Source organism: Qipengyuania zhejiangensis (assembly GCF_035607565.1).
Taxonomy (GTDB): domain Bacteria; phylum Pseudomonadota; class Alphaproteobacteria; order Sphingomonadales; family Sphingomonadaceae; genus Qipengyuania; species Qipengyuania zhejiangensis.
Genome location: NZ_JAYKGO010000003.1, coordinates 1,311,089 through 1,330,362, shown reverse-complemented (window position 1 = coordinate 1,330,362; position 19,274 = coordinate 1,311,089). Strand labels below are relative to the sequence as shown.

Annotated in this window: 20 protein-coding genes; 10 read left to right on the top strand and 10 right to left on the bottom strand. The window is 63.9% G+C overall.

Annotation, left to right across the window (positions count from 1 at the left end; all coding sequences use genetic code 11):
• Position 1: 1 nt before the first annotated feature.
• From VR863_RS14295 to VR863_RS14285, 3 genes are all read right to left on the bottom strand, one after another.
• Entirely contained in the window at positions 2-1,381 is a 1,380-nt protein-coding gene (locus VR863_RS14295) for a mechanosensitive ion channel family protein (RefSeq protein ID WP_324829138.1), read from the bottom strand.
• On the bottom strand, positions 1,378-2,724 hold the full coding sequence (locus VR863_RS14290; RefSeq protein WP_324829137.1) for a TldD/PmbA family protein: 1,347 nt from the start codon (positions 2,722-2,724) through the stop codon (positions 1,378-1,380). The genes VR863_RS14295 and VR863_RS14290 overlap by 4 nt, the downstream gene beginning before the upstream one ends.
• Positions 2,725-2,799: 75 nt before the next feature.
• Positions 2,800-3,174, bottom strand: a complete 375-nt coding sequence (locus VR863_RS14285; protein WP_324829136.1) for a hypothetical protein — start codon at positions 3,172-3,174, stop codon at positions 2,800-2,802.
• Positions 3,175-3,357: 183 nt separating this feature from the next.
• Between VR863_RS14285 and lptB the strand changes: the two genes are divergently transcribed.
• From lptB to trmB, 5 genes are all read left to right on the top strand, one after another.
• Positions 3,358-4,143 (top strand): LPS export ABC transporter ATP-binding protein, encoded by a 786-nt coding sequence (gene lptB, locus VR863_RS14280; protein ID WP_324829135.1) that lies wholly within the window; start codon positions 3,358-3,360, stop codon positions 4,141-4,143.
• Positions 4,144-4,169: 26 nt separating this feature from the next.
• Positions 4,170-5,621, top strand: coding sequence for an RNA polymerase factor sigma-54 (gene rpoN, locus VR863_RS14275; RefSeq protein ID WP_324829134.1), 1,452 nt, complete (start codon positions 4,170-4,172; stop codon positions 5,619-5,621).
• A 139-nt stretch (positions 5,622-5,760) separates the two neighbouring features.
• Entirely contained in the window at positions 5,761-6,456 is a 696-nt protein-coding gene (gene ctrA, locus VR863_RS14270; RefSeq protein WP_324829133.1) for a response regulator transcription factor CtrA, read from the top strand.
• 157 nt (positions 6,457-6,613) lie between these two features.
• Positions 6,614-7,378 (top strand): sulfite exporter TauE/SafE family protein, encoded by a 765-nt coding sequence (locus VR863_RS14265; RefSeq protein ID WP_324829132.1) that lies wholly within the window; start codon positions 6,614-6,616, stop codon positions 7,376-7,378.
• Between the two features lie 19 nt (positions 7,379-7,397).
• Entirely contained in the window at positions 7,398-8,099 is a 702-nt protein-coding gene (gene trmB, locus VR863_RS14260; RefSeq protein ID WP_324829131.1) for a tRNA (guanine(46)-N(7))-methyltransferase TrmB, read from the top strand.
• A gap of 47 nt (positions 8,100-8,146) precedes the next feature.
• On the opposite strand, the gene VR863_RS14255 is transcribed toward trmB, so the two are convergent.
• Positions 8,147-8,755, bottom strand: coding sequence for an outer membrane protein (locus VR863_RS14255; RefSeq protein ID WP_324829130.1), 609 nt, complete (start codon positions 8,753-8,755; stop codon positions 8,147-8,149).
• A 208-nt stretch (positions 8,756-8,963) separates the two neighbouring features.
• Between VR863_RS14255 and VR863_RS14250 the strand changes: the two genes are divergently transcribed.
• Positions 8,964-9,728, top strand: a complete 765-nt coding sequence (locus tag VR863_RS14250) for a sulfite exporter TauE/SafE family protein (RefSeq protein ID WP_324829129.1) — start codon at positions 8,964-8,966, stop codon at positions 9,726-9,728.
• Between the two features lies 1 nt (position 9,729).
• Here the strand turns inward: VR863_RS14250 and VR863_RS14245 are convergent, their stop codons facing one another.
• On the bottom strand, positions 9,730-11,991 hold the full coding sequence (locus VR863_RS14245; RefSeq protein WP_324829128.1) for an NADP-dependent malic enzyme: 2,262 nt from the start codon (positions 11,989-11,991) through the stop codon (positions 9,730-9,732).
• A gap of 112 nt (positions 11,992-12,103) precedes the next feature.
• On the opposite strand from VR863_RS14245, the gene mutS reads away from it, so the two are divergent.
• The 3 genes from mutS to VR863_RS14230 are packed head-to-tail and all read left to right on the top strand — an operon-like array spanning position 12,104 to position 15,535.
• Entirely contained in the window at positions 12,104-14,710 is a 2,607-nt protein-coding gene (gene mutS, locus VR863_RS14240) for a DNA mismatch repair protein MutS (RefSeq protein WP_324829127.1), read from the top strand.
• Positions 14,711-14,736: 26 nt separating this feature from the next.
• Entirely contained in the window at positions 14,737-15,087 is a 351-nt protein-coding gene (locus tag VR863_RS14235) for a hypothetical protein (RefSeq protein WP_324829126.1), read from the top strand.
• A gap of 34 nt (positions 15,088-15,121) precedes the next feature.
• A complete protein-coding gene (locus VR863_RS14230; protein ID WP_324829125.1) occupies positions 15,122-15,535 on the top strand; it encodes a YidH family protein in 414 nt (137 codons plus the stop codon).
• A gap of 10 nt (positions 15,536-15,545) precedes the next feature.
• On the opposite strand, the gene VR863_RS14225 is transcribed toward VR863_RS14230, so the two are convergent.
• The 5 genes from VR863_RS14225 to gluQRS form a co-directional block, all read right to left on the bottom strand.
• A complete protein-coding gene (locus tag VR863_RS14225) occupies positions 15,546-15,857 on the bottom strand; it encodes a hypothetical protein (RefSeq protein WP_324829124.1) in 312 nt (103 codons plus the stop codon).
• A 60-nt stretch (positions 15,858-15,917) separates the two neighbouring features.
• A complete protein-coding gene (locus VR863_RS14220; protein WP_324829123.1) occupies positions 15,918-16,790 on the bottom strand; it encodes a 3-hydroxyacyl-CoA dehydrogenase NAD-binding domain-containing protein in 873 nt (290 codons plus the stop codon).
• 72 nt (positions 16,791-16,862) lie between these two features.
• Positions 16,863-17,441 carry a cob(I)yrinic acid a,c-diamide adenosyltransferase gene (locus VR863_RS14215; protein WP_324829122.1) on the bottom strand — a complete coding sequence of 193 codons (579 nt, stop codon included), beginning with the start codon at positions 17,439-17,441 and terminating at the stop codon, positions 16,863-16,865.
• Positions 17,442-17,456: 15 nt separating this feature from the next.
• Entirely contained in the window at positions 17,457-17,687 is a 231-nt protein-coding gene (locus tag VR863_RS14210; RefSeq protein WP_324829121.1) for a hypothetical protein, read from the bottom strand.
• Positions 17,688-17,699: 12 nt separating this feature from the next.
• The gene (gene gluQRS / locus VR863_RS14205; RefSeq protein WP_324829120.1) at positions 17,700-18,530 is read right to left on the bottom strand and encodes a tRNA glutamyl-Q(34) synthetase GluQRS; all 831 of its coding nucleotides are present in this window, start codon (positions 18,528-18,530) and stop codon (positions 17,700-17,702) included.
• A gap of 116 nt (positions 18,531-18,646) precedes the next feature.
• On the opposite strand from gluQRS, the gene VR863_RS14200 reads away from it, so the two are divergent.
• On the top strand, positions 18,647-19,255 hold the full coding sequence (locus VR863_RS14200) for an HNH endonuclease (RefSeq protein ID WP_324829119.1): 609 nt from the start codon (positions 18,647-18,649) through the stop codon (positions 19,253-19,255).
• The last annotated feature ends 19 nt before the right edge of the window (positions 19,256-19,274 follow it).

Below are 19,274 nucleotides of genomic sequence, written 5' to 3'. Positions count from 1 at the left end.
ATCATTCCACGGGGCGCGATTGGTCGAGCAGGTCCTTGTCCTGCCCGCCGCCCGCCTCGCGCCGCTCGGCTTCGACCATCTGGCTGATATCGTCCTTGGGCGAAACGTCGGGCGCCACGGTTTGGGTTGCGGCCGGTTTGCGCGCCGGGGTCGGGGCTGATGCCTTGACGCCGCCCCTGGCGATATTTTCAAACGGAAGCGGCTGGGTGCGCTGATCGAACCGCAGGCGATAAATCGGCTCCGGCAGGGCAAAGCCGGCATCTTCCAGCGCACGTTTCACCGCTGCAATGGCAAAGGTCTGCGAATTCCACCAATCCGCCTCGTTCTGGTCGATCCAGCCGAGGTACCGGATGACGACATTGGAATCCCCGACTTCGACGATCCGGCCTTCGGGCGGCGGATCGGCCAACACAAACTCCAGACCGGCCAGCGTGTCGCGTCCCAGCTGCCGGGCGGCGAGCGCATCGTCATCGGCATCGACGCCCAGGTCGAACTCGAACCGGCGCTGCGGATTGCGCGTGTAATTCAGGATAACGGAGCGAAAGACCTGGCCGTTGGGAATGCGTAGGTGATTACCGTCGAGCGTCATCAGGATGGTGGCGCGGCTGGTAAGCCGGATCACGCGGCCTTCGTATGTGTCGATCTGAACCCAGTCGTTGGCGCGAAACGGTTGGCGCAGGCTGAGCATGAGCGATGCGACGTAGTTCTCGATCGTATCGCGCATTGCGAAACCCAGCGCGATGCCGATGACCCCGGCCCCGCCAAGGACCGCACCAAGCAGGGCGGTTGCCCCGATTATGTCGAGCGCGATCACAAGGCCACCGATGATGAAGATGAAGCGGATCGCGCTGGCGATCAGCTCGGCCAGGAAACTGTTCGGCGCCAGCTTGTGCCACAGCGCCCCGAGGCCTGCGATAATATAGCCGGCTGTCACGATCAGCCCCCAGATTGCCAGCGCAACCCCGATCAGCGGCAGCAGCTTGACGAAGCCATCCCACCGGTCAGCCACGCTGGCGATCCCCGCCCCGTCCGCTGACAGCGACACATCGCGTTCGAGCCGGTTTTCAACCGTGACCACGCCCGACACCCGCATCGCGATGGCCTCGCCGCGCGCGATATCTTCCTGGCGCGGGACCGTGCCCGACAGCGAAACAACGCCTTCGCTGACCGCCACATCCACCTGCTCGAAAGCCGGGAGTTCGGCAAAGATGCCCGATATGCGCCCAGCGATCCGCTCGTCCGCGCCCTCGTCCTGAGTGGCGGCTATGGTCTGGACAGGGGTGGGCGCTTCAACCGGTTCCGCCGGGGCGCTTTCCACCACTTGCGCGTGAAGCGGCGCAGCCAGGATGATCGCGGCAAGAAAGGCGAACAGGCGTGTCATTCGCCGGCCACCGACATGCCGTCGATGCGGAATGTCGGCGTGTCGATACCGCGGATCAGTTCCAGATCGCTCGCCGCCACCAGCGCGCGAAACATTTCGGGCAGATTGCCCGCGATCGTGATTTCGGCGACGGGCTCGGCCAGTTCGCCGTTGCGGATACGCAGACCGCTGGCTCCGCGGCTGTAGTCTCCCGTGACGAGATTGACGCCCTGGCCGAACAGGTCGGTGACGAACAGGCCGTCCTCGATATCGGCGATCAGTTCGGCCACACTGACAGACCCGGCTTCGAGCATAACGTTGCTGGGCGATACCCCTGGCGCCCCTCCGCTGCCCCGACCGGCATGCCCGGTAAGCGGCAGGCCAAGCTGGCGCGACGATGCGACATTCGTCAGCCAGCCGGTGATCTTGCCGTCTTCGACCAGTGTGCGCGGGCGGCAACCCACCCCCTCCCCGTCGAACACGCGCGATCGCAGGCCGCGCACACGCAGCGGATCTTCGACGATGCGCAGGCCGGTATCGAACAGCTGTTCATCCTCGCGCCCGATCAGGAAGCTGGCCTTTCGCGCGATGGCGGGTCCGGACATTGCCGAAAGCAGGTGCCCCAGCACGCCGCCGCCGACGCGTGGATCGAAAACGACCGGCATTCTTTGTGACGGGATGGAGACCGGCCCGACCTTGCGCGTTGCGCGCCGGCCCGCTTCCTCTCCGATTTCCTGCGGACCTGGCAGATCGCTGCGGTAACGGGTGGTTCGATAGGCGTAATCGGTCTGCATTGCGCCGCTTTCCCCGGCAACCACGCTGGCCGAAAGCGTGTGCGAACCGGTGGCGTAGCCGCGGGCGAACCCGTGCGATGTTGCGAGACCGAAAACGGTTCGCGATACGCTGGCGCTGCCGCCGTTCGAGTTGGTGACGCCCGGAACATCGCGCGCCGCATCTTCGCAGGCAAGCGCTGCTTCGCGCAGCTGGGTTGGCGTCGGTTCGTCATGATCGAGAAGTTCGAGGTCCGGCATCTGGCCGTTGAACAACCGGTCTTCGGGCGCCAGCCCTGCATACGCATCCTCGGGTGCGATCCGCGCCATTTCGACCGCACGCTCGGCCAGCAAGGCCAGCCCTTCGGGCGCAAAATCGCTGGTGTGGATCGAGGAGGAACGCGCGCCCACGAAAACGCGCAGGCCGATCTCTTCGCTTTCGGAACGTTCGACATCCTCCAGCGCGCCCAGCCTCACGCCGACACTTTCGGATGCCGCCGCGCGGCACACCGCATCGGCAGCGTCAGCCCCCTTCGCGCGCGCGAGCTCGACCAGCTGCTGGCACCGGGCCAGCGCTTCGTCACTACCGATCATCGGTTTGAAGTTCCGTTTGCAATCATGGAAACGGAGGTAGGGGCGGCGCCTGCGCGAGGCAACCGCCACGCAGCGTCAGGCGAAAATCAACCGGAAGAAACCGGTGAGCAGGAACGGCACGCCGATGGCCAACACCCACAGCGTTACCTGGTCACGCCGGAAGGCCGATGCGAGTTGGGGGTCGTGCGCGTGGTCTTCGGGAACGGCAGTCCAGCGATGCTCGAACTTGCGGCAGAAGGGGATGATCGCAACCACCAGGATGATCAGGATGAAGTAGGGTGCGGTGGAGGTCAGCCCCACCTTCATGGCCTGTACGGTCACGAAAATCTGGAGGCCGGTATAAACCAGGAGCGCAATCGCGACATTGTCGCTCATCGCCTTGCGCCAGTCACGGGTACCCGCTTCACCGGCCTTGCTTGCAGGATGGCTGTTGTCCAGCGTCTTGACCATCGGTCTCTCCCCAGTTTTTCTCGCCCGAGTCGCATTGTTTCAAATTTGCCGGAACATGGCAAGCTGGTGTGCGAAAGTTGCGCGGCGGTGCCCCAATGCGGTTCATGCATGAATCCTGCCAATTCGTCGAACAATGGGGTGCACGGGGTTTTCAGCGCGGTTCGACCTGCGTATGGCGCAGCCATGGCCGACATCGAAACCGCCACCGCTCCCGACCCCGTCCACGACGCGGCTCCCCCTATTCCGCAGGGCGGTCTCGAGGTGATCTCGATCGCCAAGAGCTACGACAAACGCGCGGTGCTGACCGATATTTCGCTCAGCGTCGGCAAGGGCGAAGTGCTTGGCCTTCTCGGCCCCAACGGTGCGGGCAAGACAACGTGTTTCTATTCCATCATGGGGCTGGTTCGCCCCGATGCGGGCCGCATTCTGATGGACGGCGAAGACGTCACCAACCTGCCGATGTATCGCCGCGCGATCCTGGGCCTGGGATATCTGCCCCAGGAAACCAGCATTTTTCGCGGCATGACGGTTGAACAGAATATCAACTGCGTGCTCGAAATGGTCGAGCCCGATGCGGACACGCGGGCGCAGGAACTCGAACGGCTGCTCGACGAGTTTGGCCTGACACGGCTGCGCACAAGCCCGGCCATGGCGTTGTCCGGGGGTGAAAGGCGACGCTGCGAAATCGCCCGCGCACTGGCGGCCAAGCCATCGATCATGCTGCTGGACGAACCGTTTGCCGGCATCGACCCGCTTTCGATCAGCGACATTCGCGACCTCGTACGTGATCTCAAGACGCGCGGCATCGGCGTGCTGATTACCGATCACAATGTCCGCGAAACGCTGGAAATCGTCGACCGCGCCTGCATCATCTACGGCGGGCAGGTCCTGTTCGCAGGTACGCCGCAGGCGCTCGTCGCCGACGAGAACGTCAAGCGCCTCTACCTCGGCGAAAGTTTCACCCTGTGATGCGCGGGCGCGCCGGGAGCTGAACCATGGCCCTGGGTCCGAGGCTAGACCTCCGGCAAACCCAATCGCTTGTGATGACGCCGCAGCTCCAGCAGGCGATCAAGCTGCTGGCGCTGTCCAATCTGGAAATCGAGACCTTCGTTACCGAAGCGCTCGAGTCCAACCCCTTGCTGGAGATGGGCGAGGTCCGGCGCGACGCCGGTGAGGATGCACCGCCCGAACCCGGCGAACATGACAGCGCACCCGATTTCGACGGGGAAAGCGCGCTCGATGTAGCGGATCACGCGCTCGATCCCGAAGCCGCGCCGGGCGACATCGGGGACTGGGGCCGCGCCGCCAGCGCCGGGGGCATGGGCGAAGATCTTCCCGATCTGGAAAACCGGTCGGCCGACGGGCCGACACTGGCGCAGCATCTGACCGACCAGGTGGGTTCCGTCACCAGCGATCCCCGACAAGCCATCATCGCCCTGCGGATCATCGGCGACCTGGACGAAGCGGGATATCTCCACACCGACCTGCGCCACCTTGCCGAGGAGTTGGGCGCACCGCTGGCTGATGTCGAACGGGCTCTGGACCTTGTCCAGTCGCTCGACCCCACGGGCATCGGCGCGCGCACCTTGTCCGAATGCCTGGCGCTTCAGGCAAAGGAGGCGGACCGCTACGACCCGTGCATGGCCCGCCTGATCGACAATCTCGATCTTGTCGCGGCAGGCGAAGTCGCCCGGCTGAAACGGCTGTGCCAGGTGGACGACGAGGATTTCGCCGACATGCTGGCGGAACTGCGATCGTTCGATCCCAAGCCGGGGTGCCGTTTCGGTGGCGGAGCAGAAGCGGCGGTGGTGCCCGACGTACTCGTTTCTCCCGGCGCCGATGGGGGCTGGAACATACACCTCAACGAAGCCAGCCTGCCGCGCCTCGTGGTCAATCGCGACTATTATGTCGAACTGAAGGCGGGCGCGCGCGACAAGGCATCGCAATCCTGGCTCAACGAACAACTGGGCGAAGCCGACTGGCTGATCCGCGCGCTCGACCAGCGCCAGCGAACCATCTTGAAAACCGCCGCGGAGATCGTGAAGCGGCAGGAAGGGTTCCTCAGGCAAGGCGTCACCGCGATGCGGCCGCTGACCTTGCGCGAAGTGGCCGAAGCGATCGAAATGCACGAAAGCACGGTGAGCCGTGTGACCAGCAACAAGTATCTCAGCTGCCCGCGCGGCACCTTCGAACTGAAGTACTTCTTTTCCAGCGGGGTCGCGGCGGCCGACGGCGAAGGCGCTTCCTCCGAAGCGATCAAGGCGCGCATCCGCGCCCTGTGCGATGCGGAAGATCCCAGGAAAGTCCTGTCCGACGAGGCGCTGGCAAACCTGCTCAAGGAAGAGGGGTTCGACCTCGCCCGCCGAACCGTCGCGAAGTACCGCGAAGCGATCGGCATCGGGTCGAGCGCCCAACGGCGGCGCGAAAAGAAGCTCCGGTCCTTGTGAGTCCCTGCTGCCACACTCAAAAATGTTAACGCGCTTTACCTGCTGTTAACCTTTTTTGTTCAAATCTTGTGTGGTTAATAGAGCGCAACACCTCTTAGCGAGGAGTTACCGCGAGTTAGGGGCCAAGGGGGGACCACCCATGCGTGTACTGCTGATCGAAGACGAGCCGACAACGGCAAAAGCGATCGAGCTTATGCTCACTACCGAGGGATTCAACGTCTACTCGACCGACCTCGGCGAGGAAGGCCTCGATCTGGGTAAGCTCTACGACTACGATATTATCCTTCTCGACCTGAACCTTCCGGATATGCACGGCTATGACGTGCTCAAGAAACTGCGTGTCGCCAAGGTGCAGACGCCGGTCCTGATCCTGTCGGGCATTGCCGAAATGGACAGCAAGATCCGCAGCTTCGGTTTCGGCGCTGACGATTACGTGACCAAGCCCTTCCACCGCGAAGAACTGGTTGCCCGCATTCACGCCGTCGTGCGCCGCTCGAAGGGCCACAGCCAGTCGATCATCCGCACCGGCAAGCTGGCCGTGAACCTGGATGCCAAGACCGTCGAAGTCGACGGGGCCCGCGTTCACCTGACCGGCAAGGAATACGCCATGCTGGAGCTGCTTTCGCTCCGCAAGGGCACCACCCTGACCAAGGAAATGTTCCTGAACCACCTTTATGGCGGCATGGACGAACCCGAACTGAAGATCATCGACGTCTTCATCTGCAAGCTGCGCAAGAAATTGAGCCATGCCTGCAGCGGCGACAATTACATCGAAACCGTTTGGGGCCGGGGTTATGTCCTGCGCGATCCCAACGAAGAGGCGGAAGCCGCCTGACACCACTTTTCCTGGACGGGAAACAGCGAGAACGCCCGGATGCCGCCATCGGCTCCGGGCGTTTTGCTTTTGATCCACGCAGTTTTTCATCACTCGCCAGCGCCCGTCAGGGGCTGTATTCGCACGGTATTCAATCGGCGAAAGGCGCCCCCTTCTTATGGAACTGTTCGGTTTCGACCTGGGGGCGATCGTCCCCTTCATCCTGATCGGATTTGCCGCCCAGATGATCGACGGCGCGCTGGGCATGGCCTTCGGCGTCATCACCAACACGCTGATGGTCGGCCTGCTGGGCGTTCCCCCCGCCCTCGCCTCGCAGCGCGTCCATCTGGTCGAATGCTTCACCACCGCGACATCGGGTCTCAGCCACTTTCTCAACGGCAACATCGACAAGAAGCTGTTCGTCCGACTACTGGTGCCCGGCATCATGGGCGGTCTTGCGGGCACCTACCTGCTCACATCGATCGACGGTGACACCATCAAACCGTTCGTGCTGGTCTATCTGGCAGGGATCGGCCTGTGGCTGCTCGTGCGCGGGCTGCTGTATCCGCCCAAGCTGCGCGAGGCGAAATTCGTCGCCCCGCTGGGCCTCGTCGGCGGTTTCCTCGACGCCGCAGGCGGCGGCGGCTGGGGACCGATCGTTACCAGCAACCTGCTGGTCCAGGGGGCGGAACCGCGCAAGGTGGTGGGCACGGTCAATTCGGTCGAATTCTTCCTGACCTTGAGTATTTCGGGCGCCTTCATCTACCACCTCGGCCTGTCGCATATCGCGGGGGCTACGGCGGGCCTGATCATCGGCGGGATTGCAGCGGCGCCCTTCGGTGCCGTGGCGGCAAAGCACTTCAGTCCCAAGCTCATGCTGATCCTCGTCGGGATCGCGCTGTCGCTTACCAGCGGATACGGCATCTGGACGGCGTGGGGGTAGGCCGCTACGTGGCCGCCCCATGACGGCATTCAAGGAAGGCGATCCGACAACGATCAACCGGCTCTACGGGCGCAGCCAGGGCAAACCCCTGCGCAGCGGCCAGCAGGACCTGATCGACAGGCTGTTGCCGCAGATCGCGGTCCCGCCAGAAGGACCGGTTACGGCCGAGCGTCTGTTCGGCTTCGACCGCCCCCTGCATTTCGAGATCGGTTTCGGCGGCGGCGAACACATGGCCGAACGCGCCGACATGTTGCCCGACCACGGGTTCATCGGTGCCGAACCCTTCGTAAATGGGGTGGCGCAGGCGCTGACCCACGTGCGCGACCGGACTTTGGCCAACGTCCGCATCCAGCATGGCGATGCCCTGGAAGTGCTGCGCCGCGTGCCCGATGGCGGCCTGACCATGCTCTATCTGCTGCACCCGGACCCCTGGCCCAAGAACAAGCACGTCAAGCGCCGCATGATGAACGATGGCCCGGTTCGGATGATTGCGGACAAGCTAAAGCCCGGCGGCGAGTTCCGCTTTGGCACCGACCATGCGGTCTACCTGCGCCACGCCCTGATGGTGATGCGCCGCTTTACCGACGAATTCGAATGGATCGTGGACGGGCGCGACAGCTGGTCCAACCGCCCGTCAGGCTGGCCCGAAACGCGATACGAGAACAAGGCGCGCACCGTGTACGGCCACGAAGTCTGGTACTTCCGCTTTCGACGCAAATGAAAAGGGCCGCCCCTTTCGAGGCGGCCCTTCCCTGGTCATGATTGCGGTTAGAAACGCACGCCGATACCGGCAACGACCTGGTTGGTCGTGGCATCGCCGAAATCGCTGTCGGCAATGTTCTTGTATTGCGAGCGGCGGTATTCGATGCGCCCTTCCAGTGGGCCGGGAAGCTGGATCTGCAAACCGCCGCCAAAGCGCAGGCCGTCCGCATTTTCGTCCAGTTCGCCAAGCGTGCCAGCCGAGGTGAACGCACGCGTGTCGAGCGCGGTGTACCCCACCTTGCCATAGGCAGCGATGCCCGGGGTTACGGCGAAGCCGGCACGGGCGCCGATGTAATACTGGCCATCGGCTTCGAGGCCGTCACGCGCCCCGCCGAAGGTGGAGGGGAAGGTGGTGGAACCGCCGCTTTTCGAAATTTCACCTTCGACACCGACGAAGGCGCTGCCGAGCGAAAGATCATAGCCGGCAGAGATACCATAGACCGCTGAATCGGCGTCAGCTGTCACGCTGCCGTCACCCGATTCGACATCGAGGCCTTCGTAACCGGCCAGAGCGCCGACATACAGACCACCGGGTGCGGTGTTCTGGTCCTGCGCCATAGCGGGGGCGGCGGCCATTGCGGCAGCCATTGCGACCAGTGCAGTTGTCTTTTTCATTTCAAGTCCTTTCACGTGCATTTTCGAACACGTTGCGCGCCTTTCCCAAGCTGGCGCTTGCGCGCGCATGAACCGGACGACGACCGGGGGACAATCCACGACGAGACGAGCGAAATTCGGACTATGCCCGAGGGGAATCCCGCATGACGGCACAAATGGCGCACGCGTAAGTGGAGACGGTCGCCGCCTTAGGAGGACCTTTCTCACGATGGACGTGGCGCTTGCCGGTCTGGAGGAACTGCTGCCGTTCGTGGCGGTCGGCTTTGCCGCGCAGTTGGTCGATGGCGCGCTCGGGATGGCGTTTGGTGCCATTGCCAACACGATGCTTGTCGCGATGCTGGGCGTGCCGCCTGCCCACGCTTCCTACAAGGTGCACGTCATAAAATGCTTTACCGCCGCCGCTTCCGGCATGAGCCATTTCATCGCGGGAAACGTCGACGTGCCACTGTTGCTCCGCCTCGCCCTGTTCGGGGTCATCGGCGGCGCACTGGGTGCCTATGGCCTGTCGCAGATCGAGGCAGAGGCCGTCAGGCCCTTCGTCCTGGCGTACCTGATGCTTCTGGGTGCCTACCTGTTGTATCGCGGCATACGCGGCGGGATGGAGCGGCACGAACCGCGCCTCGCCTCGCCGCTTGGCCTTGTCGGGGGTTTCCTCGATGCGATCGGTGGCGGCGGATGGGGGCCGGTCGTCAGCTCGAACCTGCTGGTTCAGGGGGCGATGCCGCGCAAGGTCGTGGGAACGGTGAATTGCGCCGAATTCTTCGTGGCCATCGCAATTTCCGCGGCGTTCCTCGCCCACTTCGGGGTCGAGGCGATTGCCGGTGCTACGCTCGGCCTGCTGATCGGGGGAATCCTGGCCGCACCAGCCGGCGCGCTGGTGGCCAGATTCCTTCCTGCCCGCATCATGCTGACGCTGGTGGGCTTCGTGCTCAGCGTAACGAGCGCCGCGGGTATTCTCGCGGCGCTCGCCTGATTTAACCGACGACCCCAGCGCTCGCCAGAACGGCCAGTGTCAGCACATCGGGCGCCAAGGCGGTCATCGGGGCTATCTGCACCGGCTTTTCCATGCCGATCAGCATCGGGCCGATCGTCGCATTGCCGGCAAGTTCGCGCAGAAGCTTGGCCGACAGATTGGCCGATTGCAGCCCCGGCATGATCAACACGTTGGCCGGGCCAGACAAGCGGCTGAAGGGATAAAGCTTCATCACCGTCGGGTTGAGCGCGGCATCGGGCGCCATTTCGCCTTCGTATTCGAACTCCACTTCCTGCGCATCGAGGATGGCCACCGCATCGCGGATATTGTCCAGCCATTGCCCGCTGGGATTGCCGAACGTCGAATAGGACAGGAAGGCGACCCGCGGTTCATGCCCCATGCGGCGCGCGACCGCCGCGGTTTCCCGGGCGATATGCGCAAGCTGTTCCGCAGTCGGGCGTTCGTTGATCGTGGTGTCGGCCAGGAAGGTGGTGTGGTTCTTGCCGATCATCAGGTGGATGCCAAACGGCACGGCACCGGGCGCCTGATCGAGCACGCGGCCGACTTCGCGGGCCGTTTGCGCGAACGTGCGCGTCAGGCCGGAAATCATTCCGTCTCCATGGCCCAGGGCCACCAGCAAGGCCGCAAACACGTTGCGTTCCTGGTTGACCATCCGGCCAACGTCACGCTCGGTGTAACCGCGCCGCTGCAGGCGTTTGTAGAGATAGTCGACCATGGCCGGGACCTTGTCCGACACCTTCGAATTCTCGATGATCCAGTCGTCGGGATCTTCCACGGCCAGTTCGACCAGCTTCTCGCGCACCTTGTCGGTGCGGCCGACCAGGATCGGGTCGCCATACCCGAATTCGCGGTACTGGATTGCGGCGCGCAGGGCGACGTCCTCTTCCGCTTCGGCAAAGACCATCCGCTTGGGGTTGGACTTGGCCAGTTCGTAGATGTTGGTCAGCGCCGCAGTGGTCGGGTTGAGGCGCGCCTTCAGCGCGTGGCGGTATTCATCGAAATCGGCGATCGGTGCCTGAGCGACACCCGAATCCATCGCCGCCTTGGCAACCGCGCTCGAGACTACTTCCATCAGCCGCGGATCGAAGGGGGCCGGAATGATGTAGTCTTCGCCGAACTGGTGAGACACACCGTAGGCGGCGGCCACTTCCTCGGGCACGCGTTCGCGCGCGAGCTTGGCGATGGCGTGGGCTGCGGCGACCTTCATTTCTTCGTTGATGGCGGTGGCCTGCACATCGAGCGCGCCGCGGAAGATGAAGGGGAAGCCCAGCACGTTGTTGACCTGGTTGGGGAAATCCGACCGGCCGGTTGCGATGATCGCGTCGGGACGCACTTTCTTGGCTTCGTCCGGCATGATTTCCGGTGTCGGGTTGGCCATCGCGAAGATGATCGGCTTGTCGGCCATCTTGGCCACCCATTCAGGCTTCAGTGCGCCCGCCGCCGAAAGGCCGAGGAATATGTCCGCGCCGTCCAGCGCTTCCTCGAGGCTTCGCGCCTCGGTCGGCACGGCGTGCGCGCTTTTCCACTGGTCCACCCCGTCACGGCCCGGATAAATCGGCCCCGACCGGTCGCAAACGATCACGTTTTCGTGCGGCACGCCGACCGACTTGATCAGCGCGGTACAGGCAAGCGCCGATGCGCCCGCGCCGTTAACGACCATCTTCACGGTCTTGAGATCGCGATTGGTCAGGTGGCACGCGTTGATCAGCCCGGCGGTGGCGATGATGGCCGTGCCGTGCTGGTCATCGTGCATCACCGGAATGTTCATGCGTTCGCGCAACGCCTGTTCGATGATGAAGCATTCGGGCGCGGCAATGTCTTCCAGATTGATCCCGCCGAAAGTCGGTTCCATCAGGGCGACGGCTTCGATGAACTTGTCCGGATCTTCGGTGTCCAGCTCGATGTCGATCGCATCCACATCGGCGAACCGTTTGAACAGAACGGCCTTGCCTTCCATGACCGGCTTGGACGCCAGCGCGCCCAGATTGCCCAGGCCAAGGATCGCCGTGCCGTTGGTGATGACGGCCACGAGGTTCGAGCGCGCCGTGTAGCGGGCGGCGTCTGCCGGATTGGCGGCAATTGCTTCGACCGGGGCCGCAACGCCGGGAGAATAGGCGAGGCTGAGGTCGCGCTGCGTCGCCATCGGCTTGCTGGCGATAATCTCGATCTTACCGGGACGAATCGTCTCGTGATAGAACAGCGCTTCGCGCGCCTTGAATGCGTTGGTTTGATCGTCTGACATGCCAGCCCCTTGTCGCTTGGCCCCCGCCCTAACGCGCCAGCGCGCCGAGCGGTAGGGGAAACCTCACAGTCGCCGCTTCCCGAATCGCCAGCCGCCCCGCTACGGCAGGTCCATGTCCGGCAAGCCCACCCCCATGATGGAACAATACCTCGCACTGAAACGCGAGGCGGGCGATGCGCTGCTGTTCTACCGCATGGGCGATTTCTTCGAATTGTTCTTCGATGACGCGCGGATCGCCTCGGGCGTCCTGGATATCGCGCTGACGAGCCGCGGCGAACACGACGGCCAGCCCGTGGCCATGTGTGGCGTGCCGGTGCATGCCGCCGAAGGGTATCTGGCGCGGCTGATAAAGGGCGGCTGCAGGGTCGCGATCGCCGAACAGACCGAAACCCCGGAAGAGGCGAAGAAGCGCGGAGGTTCAAAGGCCCTTGTTGCGCGCGACATCGTGCGGTTCGTGACCGCGGGCACGCTGACCGAAGAAGCGTTGCTGGAACCGCGGCGGGCGAACCTGCTGGTTGCCGTTGCGCCGGTGCGTGACGGTGTGGGCATTGCGGCGTGCGATATTTCGACCGGGCGGATGGAACTGGAAGACTGCACGCTCGACACGCTGGACGCCGCCCTTGCGCGCCTTGGAGCAAGCGAGGTCGTGGGACCGGACGACTGGCACGGCGCGCCGGCTGATACGATCGTTCGCCCGCGCGCCGATTTCCGCAGCGAAGAGGGCGAAACGCGGTTGAAGGCCATCCACAGCATCGCCACGCTGGACGGGCTGGGCGATTTCAGCCGCCCGATGCTGGCGGCGGCAGGGGGTATCCTTGCCTACCTCGACCATGCGGGCCGTGGCACGCTGCCCTTCCTGTTGCCTCCGGTGGCCCGCGGGACCGGTGCCCACCTGGCGATGGACGCCGCCACGCGGGCGAGCCTTGAAATACTGACCAGCCAGGGTGGCGGGCGCGAAGGCAGCCTGATCGCGTGCGTCGACCGCTGCGTGACCGGGGCCGGCGCGCGGCAACTGGCCGAAGACCTGTCGGCCCCGCTGGCGGACCGCGGCGCGATCGAGGACCGGTTTGCCGGGGTGCATCACTTTCAAGCCGACCCGCTGCTTCGCGCGGATCTGCGGGCAATGCTGCGCCAGGCGCCCGACATCGGCCGTGCCCTGGGCCGGCTCGTCGCCGGGCGCGGCAGTCCGCGCGACCTTGGCCAGATCCGCGATGGCCTGTTCGAGGCGCGACGGGTGCGCGACACGCTGCGTTCGAGCGCCGATTTGCCGCCGTTGCTGGACCGGATGGCCAGTGCCTTGGGCGGACACGCTGCCCTGGTGGACCATCTGGCCCGCGCCCTGGTTCCTTCCCCGCCGACCGAACGCCAGCAGGGCGGGTTCATTGCCAGCGGCTATGACCACGCGCTCGATGCCTTGCGCGAAACGAGTGGAAACGCCCGCCGGGCCATCGCCGCGCTCGAAGCGAAATATCGCGAGGAAACGGGCACACCGTCGCTCAAGATCAAGCACAACAAGGTGCTGGGTTATTTCATCGAAGTGCCGGCCAGGCACGCTGACAAGCTGATGGCCGCCGACAGCGGGTTTGCCCATCGCCAGACCATGGCCGGTGCCGTGCGTTTCAACAGCATCGGCCTGCACGAAGAAGCCAGCCGCATCACCGAAGCGGGCGCGCACGCAGTCGCCGCAGAAGAAGCCCATTTCGAGGAACTGGTGCGCGAGACGGTCGACAGACGCGAAGCCATCGCCGCAACCGCCGCAGCCCTTGCGCGGATCGACGTATGTTCAGCGCTTGCGGAACGCGCCGTGGAGGGCGATTGGGCCCGTCCCGACGTGGTCGACGAACCCTGTTTGCAGGTGACCGGCGGTCGGCACCCCGTTGTCGAGCAGGCTCTGGCCAAGGCGGGCGAACGCTTCGTGGCCAACGATTGCACACTCGGGACGGATGACCGGTTGTGGCTTATCGGCGGCCCCAACATGGGCGGCAAGTCCACCTTCCTGCGCCAGAACGCGCTCATCCTCCTCCTCGCGCAGGCAGGCAGCTACGTTCCGGCCAGTGCGGCGCGGATCGGCCTTGCCGATCGCCTGTTCAGCCGTGTCGGCGGGAGCGACAATCTTGCCCGCGGGCGATCGACGTTCATGGTCGAGATGGTCGAAACCGCCGCAATCCTGAGCCAGGCGACCGACCGTTCGTTCGTCATCCTCGACGAGGTCGGGCGCGGTACGTCGACCTATGACGGAATGGCGCTGGCCTGGGCAGTGGTGGAGGCGGTGCACGAACAGCTTCGGTGCCGTTGCCTGTTCGCGACGCATTACCACGAGCTCTCGCGCCTCGCCGAGACCTGCGAAGCGCTCAGTCTTCACCATGTTCGCGCGCGCGAATGGAAAGGCGATCTGGTCCTGCTCCATGAATTGGCAAAGGGGGCCGCGGACCGTAGCTATGGCCTCGATGTGGCGCGATTGGCGGGCGTTCCCGCACCGGTCCTGAGGCGCGCCAAGGCCGTGCTCGACAAGCTGGAGAAAGGGCGGGCGCAAACCGGTGGACTCGCTGCCGGTCTCGGCGATCTACCCTTGTTCGCCGCCAGTCTTCAGGCCCCTGAAAAAGCGGTCGATACGCTGCGCGAGGCGCTGGACGCGCTGGATATCGACACCCTGTCGCCGCGCGATGCGCTGGAGAAGCTTTACGAATTAAAGGCCCACACGGGGGAAACGAAGCTTTAACCGCGCCGCACCTATGGTGTGCAACCATGGAAGACGGCCTGTTTACCAATCACGGCAAGAAGCTCCTCATGGTGGGTCTGTTCCTGCTGTGCGTGGCGCTGCTCGTCGGCGGCGAAGACGATCCCGGCATGATCGCACAAATGAACGAAAGGGTTCCCGGCGCCTCTACCGAACCCGCCGCGATGGACCTGCCGGTCCAGGTCGCGACCAAACCGGCTTCCCCCCGCCCCAACCGCCGGTCGAGCGAAAACCTGACGCTCGAGCAATGGTACGCCGACGCTTCACCACCCGAAGTTCTCGACCCCGAACCGGTCGATGAAAGCTATCTGATCGACGACACAGCGCCCATGGTCGACCCGACGCCGCAGACCTATTGAGGAACCAGCGCCCGTGCCGGTCCATTAAGACAGAATGGCACAGGACGATCCGACCGACGAACCCGACAAGAGCACGCAGTGGGCCGAACTGCGGACCGATCTGGCGGAAGACCGCAGCATCATGGCGATGGAACGCACGTTTGCGGGCTGGATGCGTACGGCGTTCGCGGCGATCGGCATCGGATTGGGTTTCAAGGCCGTGTTCGGCGCCTTCGATCCGCCATGGCTGGCAAAGGCCATCGCCACCATGTTCATACTTGGCGGCGCATGGCTGGCGATCACGGCCGAACGGCGGGCTTGCAAAACACTAGGCCGGCTCGATCCGCACAAGCTGGAAGCGATCGACGCGCCGAATTTCAAGATCATGGCCTATGCGATCGCGACGGGCGCCGCCGTTCTTACGTTGGGTTTGTGGATCCTCAACGACGGCGCCCTGTCCGGTAATTAGGGTCCGGTAATTAGGCCCCGTCGCCGCGCAGCCTGTCGGGGTTGTGACCTTCGCCATACTTGTCGACGTTGTCGTCATGGTTGGGTTCGCCGCGATAGGCGTCCATATCGATCCGGCCCGAACTTTCCATGTCGCGCATGTGATCGACGGTATCCTGGGTCGAATCGCCCATAAGGTCCGATTTGTGCGGGCCCTTCTTGCTTTCGGTAGGGCTCGAAGTGCCTCCGTGCACGGCATCCTCGGCGACGGTCTGAGCCTGGCTGCGCTCGTCGTCCTGCTCGTCGTTATGGGTTTCGGGGGCCATGCCCTTGGGGGTACTCATGAGAAAATCTCCTTTCCTCATGAACGTGCAGGCAACGCAGGACGTTCCCACGCCGGCCCCTTACCGTGTCGGGACCGGAGCTTCGCCCGAATAGTCGTAGAAACCGCGCCCGCTCTTGCGGCCGAGCCAGCCGGCTTCGACATATTTCACCAGCAGCGGCGCGGGGCGATACTTGCTGTCGCCGGTGGTGTTGTAGAGCACCATGATGATGTCGAGGCAGGTATCCAGTCCGACGAAATCGGCCAGCTGGAGCGGGCCCATCGGGTGGTTGAGGCCAAGCCGGCAACCCTTGTCGATGTCTTCGATGCCGGCGGTCGACTGGCCCAGTACGAAGATCGCTTCGTTGATCATCGGCAACAGGATGCGGTTGACCACGAAGCCGGGTTCGTCTTGCGACAGGACCACTTCCTTGCCCAGCCCTTCGGCGAAAGCGATCGTCCGGTCGGTTGTCGCCTGCGCGGTCGCAAGGCCCGGGATCACCTCGATCAGCCCCATGATCGGGACCGGGTTGAAGAAGTGGAGGCCGATGAACCGTGCCGGATCGGGGGAATAATTGGCCATGCGGGTAATCGGGATCGAACTGGTGTTCGATGCCATGATCGCGTCCGCGGCAAGAACCTTGCCCGCTTTTTCGAAGATCGCCTGCTTGATCGCTTCCTTTTCGGTCGCGGCCTCGATGATCAGGTCCGCCCGATCCATCGGCGCATAGTCCCCGACCGGCGTGATCCGCTTGAGCGTGGCTTCGGCATCCGCGATTTCAAGCTTGCCGCGACCGACCAGCTTGCCCAGCGCTTTGTCGATCCCCGCGACCGCCTTTTCCGCGACGTCCAGACCGACATCCGCCAGCAGCACGTCCATGCCGTGCGCGGCAACGGCCTGGGCGATGCCCGAACCCATCTGGCCGGCACCGATAATGGCGATCGTCTTGCTCATCGAGATTGTTCCTTCGCATGTGCAGCAAAGCGCGCGGCTTAGCGAGGGAGATGCCGCGTGGCTAGCGGCCAGTCAGCGATTTCCGCCCGGAATCCACTTTACGTCCCCTTCCCCGTCGCCATTGGCCACGCGGGCCAGCACGAACAGGTAATCGGACACGCGGTTTATATAGGCCAGCGCCTGCGGATTGATCCGGTCCACCCCGGCAAGAGCGGTCATCGATCGTTCCGCCCGGCGGGCCGACGCGCGGGCCACATGAAGGCGCGCCGCCGCTTCGGTGCCGCCCGGAAGGATGAAGCTGGTCAGCGGGGCAAGCCGCTCGTTCGCAGCGTCGATCTGCTGTTCGAGCCATGCGACCTGGCTGTCGACAATCCGCAGGACCATTTGCGATGGGGCGAAATCATCCCCGTCCTGCGCCGGCGTTGCCAGATCCGCGCCCAGATCGAACATGTCGTTCTGAATACGGAACAGCGGTTCAGCGTGCGGTGTGCCGACGAGGGCCGCCGCCGCCAGTCCCAGCGCCGAATTGGTTTCGTCCACCGCACCGATCGCCTCCATCCGGGGAGCGTGTTTTTCGAGACGCGAACCGTCCACCAGTCCGGTGGTGCCATCGTCGCCCGTGCGGGTGTAGATCTTGTTCAGCTTGACCACGACGCCGGGTCCGGATCAGTTTGCGATCGCGAGGATCACCGCGACCACGACGATCGCCATCGCCTGATACTTGATGCGCGCGAACATCATCTTGTTCTGCAGCAATTGCATTTCGGTGGCGTCAACCTGCTCCCCACTCTCGAGATCGATCTTGGTGCTTTTCAGGAAAGCGACGATGCCGCGCACAAGCGAGATGACCACGAAAGCCATCAGGACGACGAGGACGATGGTGAGGAATGTTGTCATGATGCAGCAGACTTAGGCGCTGACGAGCGAAATACCAGACGGAAACTTGTGCAACCTGAGTTGCTCGGCAAGCAACAGCCCTTTCTCTCCGGCACGGCGCCGATCCGCCAGCGAAGGCGAGTTGCGCCGCTTTGCCAGCTTGGTGCCGCTTTCGTCCACCAGCAGGCCGTGGTGGTGGTATCGCGGGACCGGCAGGCCCAGCAGCGCCTGGAGAATGCGATGCACATGCGTTGCCGTGAACAGGTCCTGCCCCCGCGTGACCAGCGTGATGGCGTCTGTGGCATCGTCCAATGTGGCGGCGAGGTGATAGCTGGCCGGGGCATCCTTGCGCACCAGCACCACATCGCCGTGTGGGCGCGGATCGGCCACGATGGTCCCGGCAAGATCATCCTCGAAAGTAACGCGACCGGTCAGCGCAAGCGCCCGATCGACATCAAGCCGAAGCGCAGCCGGTTTTGCAGGGTCGACCCTGCGGCCCTTGCACGTCCCGGGATAGATTGCACCTTCAGGCCCCATGCGCGGCTCCAGCGCATCGATTTCGGCGCGGGTGCACGTGCAGGGATACAGCAGACCGTCCGCCAACAGGCGTCTGGCGGCTTCATCATACCGGGCAAGCCGGGTCGATTGCGCGGGCACTTCGTGCCAGGCCAGGCCAAGCCAGGCGAGGTCTTCGCGAAACTCGCGGGCCAGTTCGGGGCGGGACCGCGCGCCGTCGATATCCTCGATCCGCAGAAGAAACCGGCCACCATCCTTCATCGCCAGATCATGGGCGACAATCGCCGAATAGGCGTGCCCCAGATGCAGCGATCCATTCGGGCTTGGGGCAAAGCGGGTGACGGTCAAGCGGCGCTTCTCTGTTGGCGATTCGGTGGAAAACACTGTGGATAGCCTGTCTGTAACAGGCTTGACGCTTCCTCGTGCAAGTGCATTTTCATCGTCATCGGGGAGGAGCGCGTAACGTGTTTAGGGCCGAGCTGATCGAACGGGCCGCTACATTCCGAAGTAGCGAGGGCGATCCGACACGCAATTTGCAGTCGTGCCCCTCTCTCGTTCTCAACGCCGATTACACACCGCTTTCCTATTACCCCTTGAGCCTGTGGCCGTGGCAAACGGCGATCAAGGCCATCTTCCTCGACCGGGTGGACGTGATCGCCACCTACGATCGGGAAGTCCATTCCCCCTCGCTCGACATGAAAATCCCCAGCGTGATCGCGCTGAAGCAATATGTGAAGCCGAGCGAATTTCCCGCCTTCACCCGCTTCAACCTGTTCCTGCGCGATCGCTTCAGCTGCCAGTTCTGCGGCGATCAGAGCCACCTGACGTTCGACCATGTCGTGCCCCGCCGGCTGGGCGGCAAGACGACATGGGAAAACATCGCCACCGCCTGCGCGCCCTGCAACATGAAGAAAGGCGGGCGCACGCCGAAACAGGCCGGAATGCACCTTTACGCCGAACCGATCCGCCCGACCCATTGGCAATTGCAGCAACACGGCAAGCAGTTCCCGCCGAACTATCTGCACGAGACATGGCGCGACTGGCTTTACTGGGACATCGAGCTGGAAGAATAGATCGCCGCGTGCCGCCCGA

Coding starts and splice junctions, on each gene's coding strand:
- VR863_RS14285 (WP_324829136.1), bottom strand. CDS start 3,174: ATGGTCAAGACGCTGGACAACAGCCATCCTGCAAGCAAGGCCGGTGAA.
- VR863_RS14220 (WP_324829123.1), bottom strand. CDS start 16,790: ATGAGCAAGACGATCGCCATTATCGGTGCCGGCCAGATGGGTTCGGGC.
- rpoN (WP_324829134.1), top strand. CDS start 4,170: ATGGCCCTGGGTCCGAGGCTAGACCTCCGGCAAACCCAATCGCTTGTG.
- ctrA (WP_324829133.1), top strand. CDS start 5,761: ATGCGTGTACTGCTGATCGAAGACGAGCCGACAACGGCAAAAGCGATC.
- VR863_RS14235 (WP_324829126.1), top strand. CDS start 14,737: ATGGAAGACGGCCTGTTTACCAATCACGGCAAGAAGCTCCTCATGGTG.
- VR863_RS14225 (WP_324829124.1), bottom strand. CDS start 15,857: ATGAGTACCCCCAAGGGCATGGCCCCCGAAACCCATAACGACGAGCAG.
- VR863_RS14255 (WP_324829130.1), bottom strand. CDS start 8,755: ATGAAAAAGACAACTGCACTGGTCGCAATGGCTGCCGCAATGGCCGCC.
- VR863_RS14290 (WP_324829137.1), bottom strand. CDS start 2,724: ATGATCGGTAGTGACGAAGCGCTGGCCCGGTGCCAGCAGCTGGTCGAG.
- lptB (WP_324829135.1), top strand. CDS start 3,358: ATGGCCGACATCGAAACCGCCACCGCTCCCGACCCCGTCCACGACGCG.
- VR863_RS14245 (WP_324829128.1), bottom strand. CDS start 11,991: ATGTCAGACGATCAAACCAACGCATTCAAGGCGCGCGAAGCGCTGTTC.
- VR863_RS14265 (WP_324829132.1), top strand. CDS start 6,614: ATGGAACTGTTCGGTTTCGACCTGGGGGCGATCGTCCCCTTCATCCTG.
- VR863_RS14295 (WP_324829138.1), bottom strand. CDS start 1,381: ATGACACGCCTGTTCGCCTTTCTTGCCGCGATCATCCTGGCTGCGCCG.
- VR863_RS14210 (WP_324829121.1), bottom strand. CDS start 17,687: ATGACAACATTCCTCACCATCGTCCTCGTCGTCCTGATGGCTTTCGTG.
- mutS (WP_324829127.1), top strand. CDS start 12,104: ATGTCCGGCAAGCCCACCCCCATGATGGAACAATACCTCGCACTGAAA.
- trmB (WP_324829131.1), top strand. CDS start 7,398: ATGACGGCATTCAAGGAAGGCGATCCGACAACGATCAACCGGCTCTAC.
- VR863_RS14250 (WP_324829129.1), top strand. CDS start 8,964: ATGGACGTGGCGCTTGCCGGTCTGGAGGAACTGCTGCCGTTCGTGGCG.
- VR863_RS14230 (WP_324829125.1), top strand. CDS start 15,122: ATGGCACAGGACGATCCGACCGACGAACCCGACAAGAGCACGCAGTGG.